This is a genomic window from Streptomyces sp. NPDC007905 (assembly GCF_042959345.1).
Taxonomy (GTDB): Bacteria; Actinomycetota; Actinomycetes; order Streptomycetales; family Streptomycetaceae; genus Streptomyces.
The window spans coordinates 1-20283 of sequence record NZ_JBIBKS010000018.1 but is presented as its reverse complement, the minus strand read 5'-3'; the positions used below and the strand labels follow the sequence as shown (position 1 = coordinate 20283).

Sequence of the window (20283 nt, the reverse complement as noted above, 5' to 3'; positions counted from 1 at the left end):
CGGCTCACAGGACACACGCGTACCGGTCGACACACGACACGCATGAGGAGAGAACCCGGTGGTCAGCCAGGAGCAGCGGCGGCGTCAGCTCGCCCGGGAGAAGTTCTTGCGGCAGCAGCAGCGGCGCACCAGTGCGCGACGCAAGGCGCGCATGCGCAACTCCGTGATCGCGTCGGTCCTCGGCGTGGTCGTGATCGGCAGCGTCGCGCTGTACACGACCGGGGTGCTGAAGAACAGCGACGACGACAAGAAGACCAACGCCGGCGCCGACGTCACGCCGAGCGCGTCCCCGAGCAGCAAGGCGCCGGACCCCTGCCAGAAGCCGGCTGCGGGCTCGATCAAGAAGCTGAGCTGGAAGAAGGAACCGGCGATGACGATCGAGACGTCGGCGAAGTACACGATGAAGCTCGCGACGACGTGCGGTGACATCGACGTCGCGCTGAAGACGTCGGCGGCCCCGCACACCGTGAACTCGTTCAACTTCCTTGCGGGCAAGGGCTTCTTCGACCACACCAAGTGCCACCGCCTGACGACGAACGACATCTACGTGCTGCAGTGCGGCGACCCGACGGGTCTCGGCAGCGGCGGCCCGGGCTACACGATCCCGGACGAGAACCTGAAGGACGCGGCCCTGAAGGCCAACAAGTACCCGGCGGGCACCGTGGCGATGGCCAACACCGGTCAGAAGCACACCGGTGGCAGCCAGTTCTTCCTGGTCTACAAGGACAGCCCGTTGCCGCCCAGTTACACGCCGTTCGGGACGATCGACGCGGCCGGCCTGAAGGTCCTGGACAAGATCGCGGCCGCGGGTGAGAACACGGGTGCGGGTGACGGTGCCCCGAACGCGACGGTCGTGATCAACAAGGCGACGGTCGCCAAGTCCTGACCGATCAAGACGGCCAACTGCGGAATTTCGGTCGTGCTGGATGCGGACAGGTAACCCGCTGGTCGCCTATGTTGGCCGTGACGAAACTGTGGACGATGCCCGGGGGTGCTGAGGCCCACCGCAGGCATCATGTGGAGGAGGCGCTGTGAGCAGCGACCCGTGGGGCCGCGTCGACGAGACGGGGACCGTGTACGTGCGTACGGCCGATGGCGAGCAGGTCGTCGGTTCCTGGGCGGCCGGCTCCCCTGAGGAGGCGCTGGCCTACTTCGAGCGCAAGTACGAGGGCCTGGTTGTCGAGATCGGCCTCCTCGAGAAGCGAGTACAGACCACCGACCTGTCGGCGAAGGACGCCCAGACCGCGATCGACCACCTGCGTGAGCAGGTCGAGGCGCACCACGCGGTCGGCGACCTGGACGCGCTGCGGACCCGCCTCGACAAGCTCGTGAAGACGGTCGAGGCCCGGCGCGAGGAGCGCAAGGCGCAGCGCGCCAAGCAGTCCGACGAGGCCCGCAAGGCCAAGGAGGACCTGGTCGCCGAGGCCGAGCAGCTCGCGCAGTCCGACCAGTGGCGGGCCGCCGGTGAGCGGCTGCGGGCGCTGGTGGACACCTGGAAGGGGCTGCCGCGTCTGGACCGCAAGTCCGACGACGACCTGTGGCACCGGTTCTCGCACGCCCGGTCGGCGTTCTCCAAGCGCCGCAAGGCGCACTTCGCGCAGCTGGACGCGCAGCGCGAGGAGGCGCGCAAGACCAAGGAGCGGTTGGTCGCCGAGGCCGAGGCGCTGTCCGGCTCGACGGACTGGGGTCCGACGGCGGCGCGCTACCGCGACCTGATGGCGGAGTGGAAGGCCGCCGGCCGCGCCCAGCGCGAGCACGAGGACGACCTGTGGAACCGCTTCCGCGGTGCCCAGGACGTGTTCTTCGCGGCCCGCAGCTCGGTCTTCGCCGAGCGGGACGCCGAGCAGACGGAGAACCTGAAGCTCAAGGAGGAGCTGGCCGAGGAGGCCGAGAAGCTCCTGCCGATCGCGGATCTGAAGGGCGCCCGGGCCGCCTTCCGCTCGATCAACGAGCGCTGGGAGGCCATCGGCCACGTCCCGCGGGACGCGCGTCCGAAGGTCGAGGGCCGGATGCACGCGGTCGAGCGGGCCCTCCAGGAGGCCGAGGAGGCCGAGTGGCGCCGGACCAACCCGGAGGCACGCGCGCGTGCCGAGGGTCTGACCGGTCAGCTGCAGGCCGCCGTGGACAAGCTGACGGCCCAGATCGAGCAGGCGCGCGCCCAAGGCAACAACTCCAAGGCCGACAAGCTGGAGCGTGAGCTGGAGGGCCGCCAGGCGCTCCTGGACCAGGCCCTGAAGGGTCTGCAGGAGTTCGGCGGCTGAATCCCCGCCTACCGCGTGCGAAGGGCCCCGTACGGTGCGTACGGGGCCCTTCGGCGTTCGTTCCTACGCCCGGCTGCGCGCCGAGGTCACGCGGTAGACGTCGTACACGCCCTCCACGCCCCGTACGGCCTTCAGGACGTGGCCGAGGTGCTTGGGGTCGCCCATCTCGAAGGTGAAGCGGGAGGTGGCCACCCGGTCGCGCGAGGTCTGGACGGCCGCGGAGAGGATGTTGACGTGCTGGTCGGACAGGACGCGGGTGACGTCCGACAGCAGGCGGGAGCGGTCGAGGGCCTCGACCTGGATGGCGACCAGGAAGACCGAGGACTGGGTGGGCGCCCACTCGACGTCGAGGATGCGCTCCGGCTCCCGGGACAGTGACTCCACGTTCACACAGTCGCTGCGGTGAACCGATACACCGCTACCGCGCGTCACGAAGCCGATGATCGGATCGCCGGGGACGGGCGTGCAACAGCGGGCCAGCTTGACCCACACGTCGTCGACGCCCTTGACCACGACGCCGGGGTCGGCGCTGGAGCGGCGCTTGCGGCTGCGACCGCGGGACGGCGGGACCGTCTCGTCGATCTCCTCGGTGGCGGCCTCCTCGCCGCCGAGGGCCTGGACGAGCTTTTGCACGATGTTCTGTGCGGAGACATGGCCCTCACCGATCGCCGCGTACAGCGCGGAGATGTCCGAGTAGCGCATCTCGTGCGCGAGCGTGACGAGGGAGTCGCCGGTGAGGATGCGCTGGATGGGCAGGTTCTGCTTGCGCATGGCGCGCACGATGGCGTCCTTGCCCTGCTCGATCGCCTCGTCGCGGCGCTCCTTGGAGAACCAGGCCCGGATCTTGTTGCGGGCGCGCGGCGACTTGACGAACCCGAGCCAGTCGCGGGACGGACCGGCGCCGGGCGCCTTGGAGGTGAAGACCTCCACCAAGTCGCCGTTGTCCAGGGTGGATTCGAGCGGTACGAGCCTGCCGTTGACCCGCGCTCCTATGGTGCGGTGGCCGACCTCGGTGTGGACGGCGTACGCGAAGTCGACCGGGGTGGCGCCGGCCGGGAGCGCGATGACGTCGCCCTTGGGCGTGAAGACGAAGACCTCGTTGCGGGACAGGTCGAAGCGCAGGGACTCCAGGAACTCGCTGGGGTCCTCGGTCTCCTTCTGCCAGTCGAGCAACTGACGCAGCCACGCCATGTCGTTGATGGCGTCCTTGTCCTTGGCGGACGTCTTGGGCGCGTCGGTACGGATCTTGGAGGTGCCGGCGACGGCCTCCTGCTTGTACTTCCAGTGCGCGGCGATGCCGTACTCCGCGCGCCGGTGCATGTCGAACGTGCGGATCTGCAGCTCGACGGGCTTGCCATTGGGGCCGATGACCGTCGTGTGCAGCGACTGGTACATGTTGAACTTGGGCATCGCGATGTAGTCCTTGAACCGGCCCGGGACCGGATTCCATCGCGCGTGCACCGTGCCGAGGGCCGCGTAGCAGTCGCGGACCGTGTCGACGAGGACGCGGATGCCCACCAGGTCGTAGATCTCCGCGAAGTCGCGACCGCGGACGATCATCTTCTGGTAGACGCTGTAGTAGTGCTTCGGGCGTCCGGTGACGGTCGCCTTGATCCGGGCGGCCCGCAGATCGGCCTGGACCTCGTCGGTGACGATGGCGAGGTACTCGTCCCGCTTGGGCGCCCGCTCGGCGACCAGCCGCACGATCTCGTCGTACATCTTGGGGTAGAGGATCGCGAACGCGAGGTCCTCCAGCTCCCACTTGATGGTGTTCATGCCCAGCCGGTGAGCGAGCGGCGCGTAGATCTCCAGCGTCTCGCGCGCCTTCTTCTCCTGCTTCTCGCGCTTGAGGTAGCGCATGGTGCGCATGTTGTGCAGGCGGTCGGCGAGCTTGATGACCAGGACGCGCGGGTCCTTGGCCATCGCCACGACCATCTTGCGCACGGTCTCGGCCTGTGCGGCCTCCCCGAACTTGACCTTGTCCAGCTTGGTGACGCCGTCGACGAGCAGGGCGACGACGTCACCGAAGTCGCGGCGCAGGTCGTCGAGGCCGTACTCGGTGTCCTCGACGGTGTCGTGCAGCAGCCCCGCCATGAGGGTGGCCGGATCCATGCCCAGCTCGGCGAGGATGGTGGTGACGGCGAGCGGGTGCGTGATGTACGGGTCGCCGCTCTTGCGCTTCTGGCCGCGGTGCCAGCGCTCGGCGACCTGATAGGCGCGCTCGATCTGCCGGAGCGTCGAGTTCTCGATCTTCGGATCGTTGCTGCGCACTATCCGCAGCAGCGGTTCCAGAACGGGGTTGTACGGGTTCGCGCGCTGGACGCCGAGGCGGGCGAGGCGGGCACGGACACGGTTGGAGGAGCCGGTGCGGGCGGCCTGGCCTGCAGCGGGGCGCACGGGCGATGGGGGTCCCCCCGCTCGGGCGGAGTCGCCAGTGAGGGCCGGTTTGGGACGCGCGACCTCGGCAGCAGCCTTCTCCACGGGTGCGGACTGGGCGTGCTCGACCGGCCCGCGGGTGTCGTTCTTCGCGTTCGACACGTTCGGCGCGGGCTTGGCCGCGGCTGCCGAGACGGACTCGGGCTTGGCGGCGGTCAGGTGCTGGGCCTCGTCTGGCAAGAGGGCTCCTCGTGCGCGATCCGGGTCCCCCGGTCAGGTTCCGGAGACCCCATGGTAGCGATCCTGCGCCCTGTCATCGCCTTCAGGCGGAAGTGAGGACCGTCTACCCGTGCAACGCGAGGGACCGCCGAGGGATTCCGGGAGGCGACGTCGAGATGTTCTCCCGGCGTGCGGCACGTGTCCTGGGCCGGAACGGCGACGGCCGCCCCGGGGGTGCCGGGGCGGCCGTACCGCACGCGTGCTCGGTTGCGTCACACCTGGAGGAGCGCCTCCAGCGGCGCCCCGCCGAGCGCCTGCTCCAGGCGGGCACGGCCGCCGAGGAAGCCCAGCTCCATGAGGACGGCGACACCCGAGACCTCGGCGCCGGCCCGCTGGATGAGGTGGATGGCGGCTTCGGCGGTACCGCCGGTCGCCAGCACGTCGTCCACGATCAGCACACGGTCGCCGGAGGTCAGGTCCTCCGCGTGCACCTCGATCTCCGCCGAGCCGTACTCCAGGTCGTAGGCCTGGCGCAGCGTCGCCCCGGGCAGCTTGCCCGCCTTGCGGACCGGGATGAATCCGAGGCCGGCGCGGACGGCGACCGGGGCGCCCAGGATGAAGCCCCGGGCCTCCAGACCGACGACCTTGGTCGCGCCGGTGCTCGCGGCGATCCCGGCCAGCGCGTCGGTCAGGGCCGCGAACGCCGCCGGGTCCGCGAGCAGCGGGGTGATGTCCTTGAACATCACGCCCGGCTCCGGGTAGTCCGCCACGTCACGGATGCGGCTGAGCAGCAGCGTCGGGATGTCGGTGACGTCGGTCATCGGCGCTTCCCGGAGGGTCGGCCACGGCCCCGGCTGCGGGACGCGGGCTGGTTGCGCGGACCCACCACGGCGGGAGCGGCGTCGTCGGGCTCGTCACCGGTGGGCCGGGTCTCCACCCGGTCCTCCTCGGCGGCGGCCTGGGCGCGCTTGGCCAGGACCCGCTTCCTGAGGGCCTTCATCGCCGGCTCGCGCTCCTTGAGGTCGGCGACGAGCGGCGTGGCGATGAAGATCGAGGAGTACGCACCGGCCGCGAGGCCGACGAACAGCGACAGCGAGATGTCGTTCAGCGTGCCCGCGCCGAGGAAGCCGCCGCCGATGAACAGCAGGCCGGCCACCGGCAGCAGGGCGACCACGGTGGTGTTGATGGAGCGCACCAGCGTGCCGTTGATCGACTGGTTGGCGATGTCGCTGTAGGTGAAGCGGGTCTGCTTGGTGATGCCCTTCGTCTGCTCCTTGAGGCTGTCGAAGACGACGACCGTGTCGTAGAGCGAGTAACCGAGGATGGTCAGCAGACCGATGACCGTGCCGGGCGTGACCTCGAAGCCGACCAGGGCGTAGATACCGGTCGTGATGGTGATGTCGTGGATCAGCGCGACGAGGGCCGCGACGGCCATGCGCCACTCGAAGGCGATCGCCAGGTAGATCACCACGAGCACCATGAAGATCCCCAGGCCCTCCCAGGCCTTGTTGGCGATCTGCTCACCCCAGCTGGGTCCGACCAGGTCGGCGGCCAGCTTCTCCGGGTTGAGGTTCAGGTCCTTGGCCAGCTTGTCCTTGATCTGGTCGGACTTGTCGGTGTCGATGCCGGCGATCTGGATGCGCAGGCTGCCGTTGCCGAGCTTCTGCACGATCGCGTCGTGACCGGAGGCGTCCTTGGCGTACTCCTCCGCCTTGGCCACCGACGTGCTCATCTTCGTCGGCGTGGTGAAGACCGCTCCGCCCTGGAACTCGATGCCCATGTTCAGGCCGCGCACCGACAGGCCGAGGATGGCCGTGATGGTGATCAGGATGGAGACGCCGTACCAGATCTTGCGCTTGCCGACGAAGTCGTAGCTGATCTCGCCACGGTGCAGTCGGGCACCGAGGTTGCCGAGTTTCGACATCGCTCACGCCTCCTTCGGGTCGACAGGGCCGGCGGCGGGACCGGCGGGACGGCGGGTACGGCGCAGCGGCGGCTTGGCTCCCAGGCTCTTCGGGTCGAGTCCGGACCACTTGTGACCGTTCGCGAAGAACTTCCGGCGGGCCAGCAGCGTCATCAGCGGCTTGGTGAAGAGGAAGACGACGACCACGTCGAGCACGGTGGTCAGGCCGAGCGTGAACGCGAAGCCCTGCACCTTGCCGACGGTGACGATGAACAGCACGGCGGCGGCGAGGAACGACACGAAGTCGGAGACCAGGATGGTGCGCCGGGCGCGCGGCCAGGCCCGCTCGACGGCGGGGCGCAGGGTGCGGCCCTCACGGATCTCGTCCCGGATGCGTTCGAAGTACACGATGAACGAGTCCGCGGTGATACCGATGGCCACGATGGCACCGCAGATGGCGGGCAGGTTCAGCGCGAAGCCGATGGCCGGGCCGAGCAGCGACATGATCACGTAGGTGAGGATCGCGGAGACCACGAGGGACGCCATCGCGACGAGCGACAGACCGCGGTAGTAGATCACCAGGTAGATCACGACCAGCGCGAGACCGATGGCGCCGGCGAGCAGGCCGGCACGCAGCTGCTCACCGCCGAGCGCGGCGGTCACGGTGGTGACGGTCTCCTCCTTGAAGGACAGCGGCAGCGCACCGTACGACAGCATGTTGCCGAGGTTCTGCGCCTCCTGCTGCGTGAAGCTGCCGGAGATCTCCGCCTGGCCGCCGGTGATGGGCGTCTGCACGCGCGGGCTGGAGACGACCTGGCCGTCGAGGACGATGCCGAACTCGTTCTGCGGCTCCTGGTTCTTGGCCAGCTCGGAGGTGACGTCGGCGAACTTCTTGGTCCCGCTGGAGTTGAAGGTCATCTGGACCTGCCAGCCGGAGGCGCCCTGGGTGTCGAAGACCGCCTGGGCCTTCTTCACCTCGGTGCCGTCCACGGCGGCCGGGCCGAGCAGATACTTGTACCAGACCTTGCCGATCTCACCGCAGGCCACGGTGGGCTCGCCCGGCTGGGCGCTCGTGCCGGCCCTGGCGCGTTCGGCGGGCTTGGAGCAGTCCAGGGCGGCGTACTGCGCCTGGAGCCTGCTGGTGTCGGCGCTGCCACCGGAGGACGACGCGGACGGGCTCGGGGAGGACGTGGCGCCCGGGGTGGTGGAGGACGACGGCGTGGTGTCGGCCTTCAGGGCGTCGGTGACCGCGCGGCCCTGCGAGGGGGCGGAGGCCGTCGCCGCCGGGGACGCGGTGGAGGGCGAGGACGCCTTCTGCTTGGCGGAGGCGCTGCTCGACGGGCTCGGCGAGCCGCTGCCGCTGGAGGAGGCGCTCGGCGAGGGGCTCGGCGCGGCGGCGCCGCTGGGCTCGCTGGCGAGGACCCGACGGAAGTACAGCTTGGCGGTAGTACCGACCTGCTGCTGGGCCTCCCTGGAGTTGGTGCCCTTGGGGATGTTCACGATGATGTGGTCGGTCCCCTGGGTCTGCACCTCCGCCTCGGAGACGCCCAGGCCGTTGACACGGCGGTTCATGATGTCGACCGCGGTGTCCATGTTGGCCTTGTTGATCGCGGCCCCCTGGTCGGCCTTCGCCTTGAGCGTGATGCTCGTGCCACCGGCGAGGTCGATGCCGAGACGCGGAGTGGTGTGCCCGGAGGCGAACATCCCTCCGGTGAGCGCCACGATGGCGATCAGAATGAGGGCCAGCGAGCGCCCTGGCTTGCTCTGGGCGCTCGCGCTCCGGCCCTTCTTAGGTGCTGCCACCTTCTCGTACTCCCTCTCGGGCCGCCCCGCGCCCGGTCGGCGCGGTCGGCCATGACATGGTGTCGGGCTCCCGTGCGGAAAACAGACATGCCCGGGGTGCGCGGGGCGCGATCACTGCCGCGCCGCGCACCCCGGGACGTGACTACTTCGCGTCGGTGTCGCCGTCGGTCTTCTTCGGCTCTTCCTCCGCCTTGGCCTCGGCGGCGTCGGCCGCGTCGGTCTTGTCCGCGGCGGCGTCCTTCTTACCGAGGTCGACGGCCTTGTCGTCGGAGGCGGCGGCAGCGGCGGCAGGCTCGTCCGTCGTGTCGGTCTCGGTGAGGGAGGAGGCGTCGTCCGGGACGATGCCGGCATCGGACTTCAGGTCGTGCTCGATGCCGTGGACGATGCGGTTGTACTCGTCGTCCGAGAGGATGGCGCCGATCGCGTTCTTGGCGAAGAGGAGATCGACGCCCGGCCCGGCGTCGAGGAGGACGGTGTCCTCATTGACCTCCTTGACCGTCGCGTACATCCCCCCGATCGTGCGCACGCCCGAGCCGGGCTGCATCTCGTTCCGCATGTTGGCGGCCTGCTGCTGCTTCTTCTTGGCCGAGCGCGTCATCAGGAACATGGCCGCGATGAGCACAATGAAGGGGAGAAGGGTAAAGGCATTCACGGGACGGCATTTCCTTCGCGCGACCGCGCGGTGAGCGGCCTGTTGGATGGGGGTGGGTCGGCGCCGCCCACAAGGACGGCATCGGCGGAGTCTAAGCGAGTCCGCGCGCATGGAACAACGCTCAGCATGGCACCTGGGTTCCTGCCCCGGCCAATGCCCTCGCCGTCACGAAGCCATCAGGCCCCGAACAGGTCCTGTTGTCCGTTTCCCCCGGCTGACGAGCGCGGCGGGGTCAGGCCGAGATGCGCCCATGCGGCGGGGGTGGCGACCCGGCCCCGCGGAGTGCGGGCGAGCAGGCCCTCCCGCACGAGGAAGGGCTCGGCGACCTCCTCGACCGTCTCGCGCTCCTCCCCCACCGCGACCGCCAGGGTCGACAGACCGACCGGACCGCCGCCGAACAGCTTCAGCAGCGCCTCCAGGACGGCCCGGTCGAGGCGGTCCAGGCCGCGCGCGTCGACCTCGTAGACGGCGAGGGCGGCCCCGGCGATCTCGCGGGTGATCACTCCGTCGGCCTTGACCTGGGCGTAGTCGCGCACGCGGCGCAGCAGGCGGTTGGCGATACGCGGCGTGCCCCGGGAGCGGCCGGCGATCTCGGCGGCGCCCTCCGCCTCGATCTCGACGTCCAGCAGGTGCGCCGAGCGATGCACGACCCGCTCCAGCTCGGCGGGCTCGTAGAACTCCATGTGCGCGGTGAAGCCGAAGCGGTCGCGCAGCGGGGGCGGCAGCAGGCCCGCGCGCGTCGTGGCACCGACCAGGGTGAAGGGGGGCAGTTCGAGGGGGATGGCGGTGGCGCCCGGGCCCTTGCCGACGATGACGTCGACGCGGTAGTCCTCCATGGCCATGTACAGCATCTCCTCGGCGGGCCGGGACATGCGGTGGATCTCGTCCAGGAAGAGGACCTCGCCCTCCTGGAGGGAGGAGAGGATCGCCGCGAGGTCCCCGGCGTGCTGGATGGCGGGGCCGGAGGTGATGCGGATGGGGGCGCCCATCTCCGCCGCGATGATCATCGACAGGGTCGTCTTGCCCAGGCCGGGGGCGCCGGAGAGCAGCACGTGGTCGGCTGTGGCCCCCCGCGCGCGTGCTGCGCGCAGCACCAGGTCGAGCTGCTCGCGGACCTTCTCCTGGCCGATGAACTCGCCGAGGTCCTTGGGGCGCAGGGCGGCCTCGACGGCCTGGTCCTCCCGGTCGGCGGACGCACCGACGAGCCGCTCCTCGGCGGAGGTGTCGGTCGTGTCGTCCCAGTTCATGAATGTGCCTCGACAGTGGTTGGGGTCAGCGGGCTCGGTTCAGGGTCTGCAGGGCGGCCTTCAGCAGCGCGCCCACCTGCGGTGTGCCGCCGGCGGCCTCGGCCTGGGGGGCCACGGCGGCGACGGCCTCCTCGGCCTCGCGGGTGGCGTAGCCGAGGCCGAGGAGGGCCGCGTGCAGCTGGTCGCGCCAGCCCTGGGTGACCGGGGCGCCGACCACGGGGGCGCCGGTGGGTGCGCCGAGCCGGTCCTTCAGCTCGAGGAGCAGCTTCTGCGCGCCCTTCTTGCCGATGCCGGGGACGGCCGTGAGGGCCTTCTCGTCACCGGTGGCGACGGCGCGGCGCAGTGCGTCCGGGGTGTGCACGGCGAGCATCGCCTGGGCGAGGCGGGGGCCGACTCCACTCGCGGTCTGCAGCAACTCGAAGGTCTGGCGCTCGTCGTCGTCCGCGAAGCCGTACAGGGTCAGCGAGTCCTCGCGGACGACCAGGGAGGTATACAGCTTGGCGGCCTGCCCGATGCGGAGCGTGGACAGCGTGTTGGGCGTGCACTGGACGGCCATGCCGACGCCGCCGACCTCGACGACCGCTGCGTCGGGGGCGAGCGCGGCGACCGTGCCGCTGACGAAGGCGATCATGCCGTACGGCCTTTCGTTGCGTGGGCGGTGTGCAGGGCCACGGCCTGCTGGAGCCGGTTCTGGGCGGGGGCGCGCCAGATGTGGCAGATGGCGAGGGCGAGGGCGTCGGCCGCGTCGGCCGGCTTCGGCGGGGCGCTGAGCCGCAGCAGGCGGGTGACCATGGCCCCGACCTGGGCCTTGTCGGCACGGCCGTTGCCGGTGACGGCCGCCTTGACCTCGCTGGGGGTGTGCAGGGCGACCGGGATGCCGCGCCGGGCGGCGCACAGCATCGCGACGGCGCTGGCCTGCGCGGTGCCCATGACGGTGCGCACGTTGTGCTGGCTGAAGACGCGCTCCACGGTGACGAACTCGGGCCGGTGCTCGTCCAGCCACTGCTCGATGCCCTGCTCGACGGCGAGCAGCCGGAGGCTGAGATCGGCGTCCACGGGCGTCCGTACGACCCCCACCCCGAGCATGGTGAGCGGTCGGCCCGCGACCCCTTCGACGACGCCGACACCGCATCGCGTCAGTCCGGGGTCCACCCCCAGCACCCGCACGCGCCCCTCCCTTCGATCACCCCAGCCACCGCTGGGAGGTTCCCCAGTTCGTGCAGGCTATCGGGTGCCACTGACAGCGCCTCGCACCGACGCCCGGCAAGGCGACGGGCCGACGGGTTGTCCCGTCGGCCCGTGAGAACCCGCGAAGACCGCGGCGGCGCTACGCGTCGACCTTCTCCATGATCTCGTCGCTGACGTCGAAGTTGGCGAAGACGTTCTGCACGTCGTCGCTGTCCTCGAGCGCGTCGATCAGCTTGAAGATCTTCTTGGCGCCCTCCTCGTCCAGCTCGACCTGGACGGAGGGGACGAAGCTGGACTCGGCGGAGTCGTAGTCGATGCCGGCCTCCTGGAGGGCGGTGCGGACCGCGACCAGGTCGGTGGCCTCGCTGATGACCTCGAAGGTCTCGCCGAGGTCGTTGACCTCCTCGGCACCGGCGTCCAGGACCGCGCCGAGCACGTCGTCCTCGGACAGCTCGCCCTTGGGGACGATGACGACGCCCTTGCGGCTGAACATGTACGACACGGAGCCCGGGTCGGCCATGGAGCCGCCGTTGCGGGTCATGGCGACACGGACGTCGGAAGCGGCGCGGTTACGGTTGTCGGTGAGGCACTCGATGAGGACCGCGACACCGTTGGGACCGTAGCCCTCGTACATGATCGTCTCGTAGTCCGCGCCACCGGCCTCGAGACCGCCACCGCGCTTGATGGCGGAGTCGATGTTCTTGTTCGGGACGGACTGCTTCTTGGCCTTCTGGACGGCGTCGTAGAGCGTCGGGTTGCCCTCGAGGTCGACGCCGCCCATGCGCGCGGCGACCTCGATGTTCTTGATCAGCTTCGCGAAGAGCTTGCCGCGCTTGGCGTCGATCACGGCCTTCTTGTGCTTCGTCGTGGCCCATTTAGAGTGGCCGGACATCTGCCTGTCTCCTTCGCGTAACCCATCTCTGCACCGACTCCAGAGATCCTACAAGGACTCCGGTGTCCGGTTGGCGCGCACCATGTCGACGAACAGGGAGTGCACGCGGTGGTCGCCGGTCAGTTCCGGGTGGAACGACGTGGCGAGCGCGTTGCCCTGGCGGACCGCGACGATGTGGCCGTCGTGCTCGGCGAGCACCTCGGTCCCGGCGCCCACGGACTCGACCCAGGGGGCGCGGATGAAGACGCCCTCCACAGGATCGCCCTTGACGCCCTGCACGTCGACCGCTGCCTCGAACGACTCGTTCTGCCGTCCGAAGGCGTTGCGGCGCACGATCATGTCGATGCCGCCGATGGTCTCCTGGCCCGAGCGCGGGTCGAGGATCTTGTCGGCGAGCATGATCATGCCGGCGCAGGTGCCGTAGACGGGCATGCCACCGCGTACGCGCGCGCGGAGAGGGTCCATCACTCCGAAGAGGACGGCCAGCTTGGAGATGGTGGTGGACTCGCCGCCGGGTATGACGAGGCCGTCGACCTCGGCGAGCTCCTCGGGGCGCCGCACCGCCCTGGCCACGGCGTCGGCCGCGGCCAGGGCGATGAGGTGCTCCCGTACGTCGCCCTGGAGGGCCAGGACGCCAATGACGGGTGTGTTCATGTGTTCCAGTGCCTTACCAGCCGCGGTTGGCGTAGCGCTCGGTCTCGGGAAGGGTGTCGCAGTTGATGCCGACCATGGCCTCGCCGAGGTTGCGGGAGGCGTCCGCGATGATCTTCGGGTCGTCGTAGAAGGTGGTGGCCTTCACGATGGCGGCGGCGCGCTTGGCCGGGTCGCCGGACTTGAAGATGCCGGAGCCCACGAACACGCCCTCGGCGCCGAGCTGGCGCATCAGGGCGGCGTCGGCCGGAGTGGCGACGCCACCGGCGGAGAAGAGGACCACCGGGAGCTTGCCCAGCTCGGCGACCTCCTTGACCAGCTCGTACGGGGCGCGCAGCTCCTTGGCGGCGGCGTACAGCTCGTGGTTGTCGAAGCCGCGCAGCCTGGCGATCTCGTTCTTGATCTGGCGCAGGTGGCGGACGGCCTCGACGACGTTGCCGGTGCCGGCCTCGCCCTTGGAGCGGATCATCGCGGCGCCCTCGGCGATACGGCGCAGGGCCTCGCCCAGGTTGGTGGCACCGCACACGAACGGAGTGGTGAAGGACCACTTGTCGGAGTGGTTGACCTCGTCGGCCGGGGTGAGGACCTCGGACTCGTCGATGTAGTCCACGCCGAGGGACTGCAGCACCTGGGCCTCGACGAAGTGGCCGATGCGGGACTTGGCCATGACCGGGATGGAGACGGCGTCGATGATGCCCTCGATCATGTCCGGGTCGGACATGCGGGCCACGCCGCCGTCCTTGCGGATGTCGGCCGGGACCCGCTCCAGGGCCATGACGGCGACGGCGCCCGCGTCCTCGGCGATCTTCGCCTGCTCCGGCGTGACGACGTCCATGATCACGCCGCCCTTGAGCTGCTCGGCCATGCCGCGCTTCACGCGGGCGGTGCCGGTCTCGGGAGCCTGGTTCTCAATGGTGGACACGGGTGACCTCGCTGAAGGTGAAAGAGAGTTTGTGCAGCATCGAGGAAACGCGAGTGGACCAGGCCACAGCAAGGGCCAATGGGAAGCCGGTGGATCCTTTTGGCTCCGCGGAGGCCCGCCGACGTCAGGAGACCCGCTCCACCAGGGCCGCGGGGGGCTCGTCGTCCATCTCGAAGGCCAGCGGGAACGGGGCGTGCCCGGCCAGCCGGAACCAGCGCACCTTGCGGTGCTCCCGGAGCCTGCGGGCGGCCCCTACGGCGTCGTTGTGGAAGCGGCGGGCCATCGGGACCCGGCGTACGGCCTCGGCCAGCTCACGGGCCGCCTCCTCGCCGCCCGGGGCCTCCCTGACGGCCTCCACCTGCTGCGGGTCCTCGAAGACCGCGCGCAGGGCCTGGCTCAGCTCGCTCTCCGCCACCTCCCGCTGATCCTCCTCGGCCTGCCGGGCTGCGTGCGCTGCCTCGTAGAGCAGGATCGAGGCGGCGGGGTCCAGCACGCCCGAGGTCGCGAGCTCCTGGGTCACGGAGGCCCGGCGCAGCAGCTGAGCGTCCAGCGCGGCCCGGGCGGCGTCCATCCGCACGTGCAGCCGGTCCAGCCGCCCGGCCGTCCAGCTCAGGTACAGGCCGATGGCGACCAGCGCGACGAGGATCCAGATGAGGGTTGCGGTCACGGGCGAAGGTTATCGGGGGCCCGAACCCGCCGGAATCCCCGTACCGGGTCAGTCCCGCGCCAGCCCGAACCGCGCCCGCAGCCCCGATCTCTCGTCCGTTGCCACCGCCGCCGTACCGGTCGTGACCGTCTCGTACACCGACAGGATGTCCGCGCCGACGGTCGACCAGTCGAAGCGACGGACGTGGGCGCTCCCCCGCTCCCGCAGTTCGGCCCGCCGGGCCGGGTCCGCCAGCAGGCGTACGGCCGCCTCCGCCAGTGCGTCCGCGTCCTCGTTGGCGAAGACCTCGCCGGCCGCACCCTGGTCGAGGACCTGGACGAAGGCGTCCAGGTCGGAGGCGAGGACAGGAGCGCCCGCCGACATCGCCTCGACCAGGACGATGCCGAAGCTCTCGCCGCCGGTGTTGGGCGCGATGTACAGGTCGACGCTGCACAGGAAGCGCGCCTTGTCCTCGTCGCTGATCATGCCGAGGAACTCGACGCGGGAGCGCAGCTCCTTCGGCAGGTCCTCGACGGCCGCCTCCTCGTCGCCCCGTCCCGCGATCAGCAGGCGTGTCTGCGGACGGTCGGCGAGGATCTTCGGGAGGGCCTTCATCAGCACCGGCAGGCCCTTGCGGGACTCGTCGATACGGCCGATGAAGCCGAGCGTGTCACCCTGCCACTCCGGCCTCGGCTCGGCCTTCGCGAAGAAGTCGACGTCGACCCCGTTGGGGATGACCACCGCGTCGCCGCCCAGATGCTCGACCAGGGTGCGCCGGGCGTACTCGCTGACCGCTATCCGTGCGCTGATCTTCTCCAGCGCGGCCTGCAGGATCGCGTACGCGGCGATCATGGCGCGCGAGCGCGGGTTGGAGGTGTGGAAGGTGGCCACGATCGGACCCGAGGCCGCCCAGCAGGTCAGCAGGCCCAGCGAGGGTGACGTGGGCTCGTGGATGTGGACCACGTCGAACTCGCCGTCGTGCAGCCAGCGCCGCACCCGCGCGGCCGACAGGAAGCCGAAGTTGAGGCGGGCCACCGAGCCGTTGTACGGCACCGGCACCGCGCGGCCGGCCGAGACGACGTACGCCGGCAGCGGGGTGTCGTCGTCGGCGGGCGCGAGGACGGAGACCTCGTGGCCGAGGCGGATGAAGTACTCGGCGAGGTCGCGGATGTGGAACTGGACGCCACCGGGCACGTCCCAGGAGTACGGGCAGACGATCCCGATTCTCACGAGGGTCCCTTCGCGGGGTCGAGGTCGGAGAGCCACAAGCGCTGGAGCATGTGCCAGTCCTCCGGATGGTCGGCGATCCCGGTGGCGAAGGCGTCGGCCAGCGCCTGTGTCATGACAGACGTCTTCTCGGCCCGGGTGCCTGACTCGGGGACCTCGATCGGCGGATGCACCTGTCCCTTCATGACGGGCGAGTCGTCGTACCAGAGCGTGACGGGCAGCAGCAGGGCGCCCGTCTGCTGGGCGAGGAGGGCGGGGCCGGCGGGCATCCGGGCCCGCTCGCCGAAGAAGTCGACCTCGACGCCGGAGGCGGACAGGTCGCGGTCGGCGACCAGGCAGACCAGGCCGCCGTCGCGCAGCCGCCGGGCCAGGGTGCCGAAGGCGGAGCCGCCGCTGTGCGGCAGGACCTCCATGCCGAGGCCCTCACGGTAGGCGACGAAGCGGTCGTACAGCGTCTCGGGCTTGAGGCGTTCGGCGACCGTGGTGAACGGCGTGTGGAGCTTGGTGGTGACCCAGGCGCCGGCCAGGTCCCAGTTGGCCAGGTGCGGCAGCGCGAGGACCACGCCCTGGCCGGAGGCCAGGGCGTCGGTCAGGCGGTGGATGTCCTTGGCGTCGAAGCCCGTCCGCACGCGCTCGGCGCTCCAGGCCGGGAGCCGGAACGACTCCATCCAGTAGCGCAGGTACGAGCGCATGCCCGCGCGGGAGAGTTCGGCCAGGCGCTCGGGACCGGCGCCGGGCACCACGCGCGCGTAGTTCGCCTCGAGGCGCTGCACGCCCTTGCCGCGCCGCTTCCAGGCGAGGTCGGCGATGGTCCGGCCGAGACGGACGGCGGCGGGTTCGGGGAGCTTCTTGACGGTGCTCCAGCCGAGCCCGTACAGCGCGTCGCTGAGCCGGTCGGCGGTGCTCACTTCGCCGCCTCACTCCCCTGGGACGTGTTCGGCGCGGCCGCGGCCGCGGCCTCGGCCTCGGCCTCGGCGGACTCGCGGCGAACGGTGACGACCCGCTGGATCAGCGTGACGAGGCTGCCCACGGCGACGATCCACAGGGCGATCGGCAGCAGCCACTGGATGCCGGGCACGCCGAACTTGTGCAGGCCCGCCAAACCGGCCGCGACCAGCGAGATCACCAGCCGCTCGGCGCGTTCGACGAGCCCGTTGACGGCCACCGGAAGCCCGATCGACTCGCCGCGTGCCTTGGTGTACGACACCACCTGGCCGCTCGCCAGACAGAAGATCGAGACGGCGCACAGGACGTTGTCGTCGCCGTTGCCCGCGTACCACAGCGCGAAGCCGCCGAAGATCGCGCCGTCGGCGACCCGGTCCAGCGTGGAGTCCAGGAAGGCGCCCCAGCGGCTGGAGCGGCCCAACTGGCGGGCCATGTTCCCGTCGACCAGGTCGGAGAAGACGAACAGGGTGATCATGATCGTGCCCCAGAAGAACTCGCCCCTGGGGTAGAAGACCAGCGCGCCCGCGACCACACCGGCCGTGCCGACGAGCGTGACCGTGTCGGGGCTGACGCCCCGGCGGATGAGAAACGCGGCGAACGGCGTGAGGACACGCGTGAAAAATGCACGCGCGTACTTGTTCAGCATGGCCTTCCCGACGGTCGGTGTCGCCGCGGCCCTGATGGCCACCGGCTGGCCCATCGTAGCCACGCGTGCGTGTGCGTGACGGGCGGGCACCCGCAGCCGTGCCACGATCCGGTGCACACCGGCACGCCGGGCGCACGCGTGGCGCGATCGGCGTCCCGCGGTGCCCGTTCCGTCCTTGGCGCTCCTTCGCGGTCCTCACGCAGCCCTTCGCAGTTACGCAGCCCTTCGCAGTCGTTGTGGACCTTCGCAGTCGTTGTGGTCCTTCGTAGTCCTCAGGAGCCCTTCATGGTCCTTCGTATGGACGCAGCGTGACGGGAGTGGAAAGCTCGAAGGACCGCGGGCGTCGCCGGAGCCGCCAGTGCACGCGGTGCCGCGTGTCCGCGCCCACAGTGACCTCACCGTCCACGGGAGGCAGGATCATGGGCGACAAGGCGCAAACACACCCTGGGGCCGCCGGCAGGGCTCTGACGGCCGACCACCCCACGTCCGTACGGAACGTGGTGCTGGTCGGCCACTCCGGGTCGGGCAAGACGACTCTGGTGGAGGCCCTCGCGCTGACCGCGGGGGCGGTGAACCGGGCGGGCCGCGTGGAGGACGGCGGCACCGTCTCCGACTACGACGACATCGAGCACCGGCAACAACGCTCGGTACAGCTCTCCCTGGTGCCGGTCGAATGGGACGGCATCAAGATCAACATCCTCGACACCCCCGGGTACGCCGACTTCGTCGGGGAGCTGAGGGCCGGTCTGCGCGCCGCGGACGCGGCCCTCTTCGTCGTCTCGGCCTCGGACGGGGTGGACGGCTCCACCCGCATGGTCTGGGAGGAGTGCCAGGCCGTCGGCATGCCCCGGGCGATCGTGATCACCCACCTGGAGGCCGCCCGCGCCAACTTCGAGGAGATGACCCGGGTGTGCGCGGAGGCCTTCGGCGCCGACGACCCCGACGCCGTGCTGCCGCTGTACCTGCCGTTGCGCGGGCCGGAGGGCCCCGACGGGCACGCGCCCGTGACCGGGCTGGTCGGGCTGCTGTCGCAGAAGCTGTTCGACTACTCGACCGGGGAGCGCAAGGAGTCCGAGCCCGGCGAGGACCAGCTGCCGGACATCGAGGAGGCCCGCAACCGGCTCATCGAGGGGATCATCGCCGAGAGCGAGGACGAGACCCTCATGGACCGCTACCTGGGCGGCGAACAGATCGACGTCAAGACGCTCGTCGACGACCTGGAGCGAGCCGTCGCGCGCGGCACCTTCTTCCCCGTCCTCGCGGCCGCCCCCGCCGCCGACGGCGCCAGGCAGGGCCTCGGCACCGTCGAGCTGCTGGAACTGATCACCGGCGGCTTCCCGACCCCGTTCGAGCACCCCATGCCCGGGGTCACCACGATCGACGGCAAGCCGCGCGAGCTGAAGGCGTGCGACCCGGACGGCCCGCTGGTCGCCGAGGTCGTGAAGACCTCCTCCGACCCGTACGTCGGCCGCGTCTCCCTGGTCCGCGTGTTCTCCGGCAGCCTGCGCCCCGACGAGACGGTGCACGTCTCCGGGCACGGCCTGGCCGACCGGGGGCACGAGGACCACGACGTCGACGAGAAGATCGGTGCCCTGTCCATGTCCTTCGGCAAGCAGCAGCGCCCGGTGACGCACGCCGTCGCGGGCGACCTGGTGTCGGTGGCCAAGCTCGGCCGAGCCGAGACCGGGGACACGCTCTCGGCCAAGGACGACCCGCTCCTCATGGAGCCCTGGCAGATGCCCGACCCACTGCTGCCGCTCGCCATCCAGGCGCACAGCAAGGCGGACGAGGACAAGCTCTCGCAGGGTTTGTCCCGCCTGGTCGCCGAGGACCCGACGATGCGCCTGGAGCAGAACCAGGACACGCACCAGGTGGTCGTGTGGTGCCTGGGCGAGGCCCACGCGGACGTCGCCCTGGAGCGGCTGCGCAGCCGGTACGGCGTCCAGGTCGACGTCGTCGCGCACAAGGTCTCCCTCCGGGAGACGTTCGCGACGAAGGCCGCCGGGCGCGGCCGGCACGTCAAGCAGTCCGGCGGGCACGGCCAGTACGCCATCTGCGAGATCGAGGTGGAGCCGCTTCCGGGCGGCTCGGGCATCGAGTTCGTGGACAAGGTGGTCGGCGGCGCCGTACCGCGCCAGTTCATCCCCTCCGTGGAGAAGGGGGTGCGGGCGCAGGCCGCCAAGGGAGTGGCCGCCGGCTATCCGCTGGTGGACGTGCGCGTCACGCTGCTGGACGGCAAGGCGCACTCGGTGGACTCCTCCGACGCCGCCTTCCAGACGGCGGGCGCGCTGGCACTGCGTGAGGCCGCGGCCGAGACCCGGATCCATCTGCTGGAGCCGGTGGCCGAGGTGACGGTGCTGGTAGCCGACGGCTACGTGGGCTCGGTGATGAGCGACCTGTCCAGTCGGCGCGGCCGGGTGCTCGGCACCGAACAGGTGGGCTCCGGACGCACCCTGGTCCGCGCGGAGGTGCCCGAGTTCGAGATCGGCCGGTACGCGATCGACCTGCGCTCCCTGTCGCACGGCACCGCCCGCTTCGACCGGGCGTACGCGCGGCACGAGCCGATGCCACCGCAGATCGCCGAGCGGATCCGCGAACAGGCGGGAGAGTCCTAGACGAGTCTTTCCGAATACGGTCAGTGGTCATAGGCGGTCAGTGATCGGCTGACCGCCTGCCCGGTCTGGAAGTTGTGCCAGATCGCGGCG

The 20283-nt window shown here is 70.5% G+C and carries 18 protein-coding genes; 3 read left to right on the top strand and 15 right to left on the bottom strand.

Features of this window, described 5'->3' with window-relative positions; genetic code table 11:
• Positions 1-58 precede the first annotated feature (58 nt).
• Both ACFZDC_RS28870 and ACFZDC_RS28865 read left to right on the top strand, forming a co-directional pair.
• Positions 59-886, top strand: a complete 828-nt coding sequence (locus ACFZDC_RS28870; RefSeq protein ID WP_391328542.1) for a peptidylprolyl isomerase — start codon at positions 59-61, stop codon at positions 884-886.
• Between the two features lie 145 nt (positions 887-1031).
• Positions 1032-2261, top strand: a complete 1230-nt coding sequence (locus ACFZDC_RS28865) for a DUF349 domain-containing protein (RefSeq protein WP_391328540.1) — start codon at positions 1032-1034, stop codon at positions 2259-2261.
• 63 nt (positions 2262-2324) lie between these two features.
• On the opposite strand, the gene ACFZDC_RS28860 is transcribed toward ACFZDC_RS28865, so the two are convergent.
• The 15 genes from ACFZDC_RS28860 to pgsA all read right to left on the bottom strand — a co-directional run bounded on the left by ACFZDC_RS28860 (position 2325) and on the right by pgsA (position 17632).
• The gene (locus ACFZDC_RS28860) at positions 2325-4877 is read right to left on the bottom strand and encodes a RelA/SpoT family protein (protein WP_391328538.1); all 2553 of its coding nucleotides are present in this window, start codon (positions 4875-4877) and stop codon (positions 2325-2327) included.
• Between the two features lie 251 nt (positions 4878-5128).
• Positions 5129-5677: an adenine phosphoribosyltransferase gene (locus ACFZDC_RS28855; RefSeq protein WP_391328536.1), complete on the bottom strand. Its 549-nt coding sequence runs from the start codon at positions 5675-5677 to the stop codon at positions 5129-5131.
• On the bottom strand, positions 5674-6780 hold the full coding sequence (secF, locus tag ACFZDC_RS28850; RefSeq protein ID WP_391328534.1) for a protein translocase subunit SecF: 1107 nt from the start codon (positions 6778-6780) through the stop codon (positions 5674-5676). The genes ACFZDC_RS28855 and secF overlap by 4 nt, the downstream gene beginning before the upstream one ends.
• Positions 6781-6783: 3 nt before the next feature.
• Positions 6784-8562, bottom strand: a complete 1779-nt coding sequence (gene secD, locus ACFZDC_RS28845; RefSeq protein ID WP_391328532.1) for a protein translocase subunit SecD — start codon at positions 8560-8562, stop codon at positions 6784-6786.
• A 142-nt stretch (positions 8563-8704) separates the two neighbouring features.
• Complete coding sequence (gene yajC / locus ACFZDC_RS28840; protein WP_391328530.1) at positions 8705-9214, bottom strand: preprotein translocase subunit YajC; 510 nt, start codon at positions 9212-9214, stop codon at positions 8705-8707.
• A gap of 176 nt (positions 9215-9390) precedes the next feature.
• Positions 9391-10461, bottom strand: a complete 1071-nt coding sequence (gene ruvB / locus ACFZDC_RS28835; RefSeq protein WP_391328528.1) for a Holliday junction branch migration DNA helicase RuvB — start codon at positions 10459-10461, stop codon at positions 9391-9393.
• A 25-nt stretch (positions 10462-10486) separates the two neighbouring features.
• Positions 10487-11092, bottom strand: a complete 606-nt coding sequence (gene ruvA, locus ACFZDC_RS28830) for a Holliday junction branch migration protein RuvA (RefSeq protein ID WP_391328526.1) — start codon at positions 11090-11092, stop codon at positions 10487-10489.
• Entirely contained in the window at positions 11089-11628 is a 540-nt protein-coding gene (gene ruvC, locus ACFZDC_RS28825; protein ID WP_391328524.1) for a crossover junction endodeoxyribonuclease RuvC, read from the bottom strand. Before ruvC ends, ruvA begins: the two co-directional genes overlap by 4 nt.
• Before the next feature lie 160 nt (positions 11629-11788).
• Positions 11789-12541 carry a YebC/PmpR family DNA-binding transcriptional regulator gene (locus ACFZDC_RS28820; protein WP_391328523.1) on the bottom strand — a complete coding sequence of 251 codons (753 nt, stop codon included), beginning with the start codon at positions 12539-12541 and terminating at the stop codon, positions 11789-11791.
• 48 nt (positions 12542-12589) lie between these two features.
• Entirely contained in the window at positions 12590-13195 is a 606-nt protein-coding gene (gene pdxT, locus ACFZDC_RS28815; RefSeq protein WP_391328521.1) for a pyridoxal 5'-phosphate synthase glutaminase subunit PdxT, read from the bottom strand.
• Between the two features lie 13 nt (positions 13196-13208).
• Positions 13209-14114 carry a pyridoxal 5'-phosphate synthase lyase subunit PdxS gene (gene pdxS / locus ACFZDC_RS28810; protein ID WP_225821966.1) on the bottom strand — a complete coding sequence of 302 codons (906 nt, stop codon included), beginning with the start codon at positions 14112-14114 and terminating at the stop codon, positions 13209-13211.
• Positions 14115-14238: 124 nt separating this feature from the next.
• Entirely contained in the window at positions 14239-14781 is a 543-nt protein-coding gene (locus ACFZDC_RS28805) for a hypothetical protein (RefSeq protein ID WP_391328519.1), read from the bottom strand.
• 48 nt (positions 14782-14829) lie between these two features.
• Positions 14830-15990, bottom strand: coding sequence for a glycosyltransferase (locus ACFZDC_RS28800; RefSeq protein WP_391328517.1), 1161 nt, complete (start codon positions 15988-15990; stop codon positions 14830-14832).
• The gene (locus ACFZDC_RS28795) at positions 15987-16895 is read right to left on the bottom strand and encodes a phosphatidylinositol mannoside acyltransferase (protein WP_391328514.1); all 909 of its coding nucleotides are present in this window, start codon (positions 16893-16895) and stop codon (positions 15987-15989) included. The genes ACFZDC_RS28800 and ACFZDC_RS28795 overlap by 4 nt, the downstream gene beginning before the upstream one ends.
• Positions 16892-17632, bottom strand: a complete 741-nt coding sequence (pgsA, locus tag ACFZDC_RS28790) for a phosphatidylinositol phosphate synthase (RefSeq protein ID WP_391328778.1) — start codon at positions 17630-17632, stop codon at positions 16892-16894. Before pgsA ends, ACFZDC_RS28795 begins: the two co-directional genes overlap by 4 nt.
• Positions 17633-17997: 365 nt before the next feature.
• Between pgsA and ACFZDC_RS28785 the strand changes: the two genes are divergently transcribed.
• The gene (locus ACFZDC_RS28785; RefSeq protein WP_391328513.1) at positions 17998-20193 is read left to right on the top strand and encodes an elongation factor G-like protein EF-G2; all 2196 of its coding nucleotides are present in this window, start codon (positions 17998-18000) and stop codon (positions 20191-20193) included.
• Positions 20194-20283 lie beyond the last annotated feature (90 nt).

What these genes read in the sequence shown, in the direction of transcription:
- secF (WP_391328534.1), bottom strand. Translation starts at nt 6,780, where the DNA reads ATGTCGAAACTCGGCAACCTCGGTGCCCGACTGCACCGTGGCGAGATC.
- pdxT (WP_391328521.1), bottom strand. Translation starts at nt 13,195, where the DNA reads ATGAACACACCCGTCATTGGCGTCCTGGCCCTCCAGGGCGACGTACGG.
- ruvA (WP_391328526.1), bottom strand. Translation starts at nt 11,092, where the DNA reads ATGATCGCCTTCGTCAGCGGCACGGTCGCCGCGCTCGCCCCCGACGCA.
- ACFZDC_RS28785 (WP_391328513.1), top strand. Translation starts at nt 17,998, where the DNA reads ATGGGCGACAAGGCGCAAACACACCCTGGGGCCGCCGGCAGGGCTCTG.
- ACFZDC_RS28820 (WP_391328523.1), bottom strand. Translation starts at nt 12,541, where the DNA reads ATGTCCGGCCACTCTAAATGGGCCACGACGAAGCACAAGAAGGCCGTG.
- ACFZDC_RS28855 (WP_391328536.1), bottom strand. Translation starts at nt 5,677, where the DNA reads ATGACCGACGTCACCGACATCCCGACGCTGCTGCTCAGCCGCATCCGT.
- pgsA (WP_391328778.1), bottom strand. Translation starts at nt 17,632, where the DNA reads ATGGGCCAGCCGGTGGCCATCAGGGCCGCGGCGACACCGACCGTCGGG.
- ruvB (WP_391328528.1), bottom strand. Translation starts at nt 10,461, where the DNA reads ATGAACTGGGACGACACGACCGACACCTCCGCCGAGGAGCGGCTCGTC.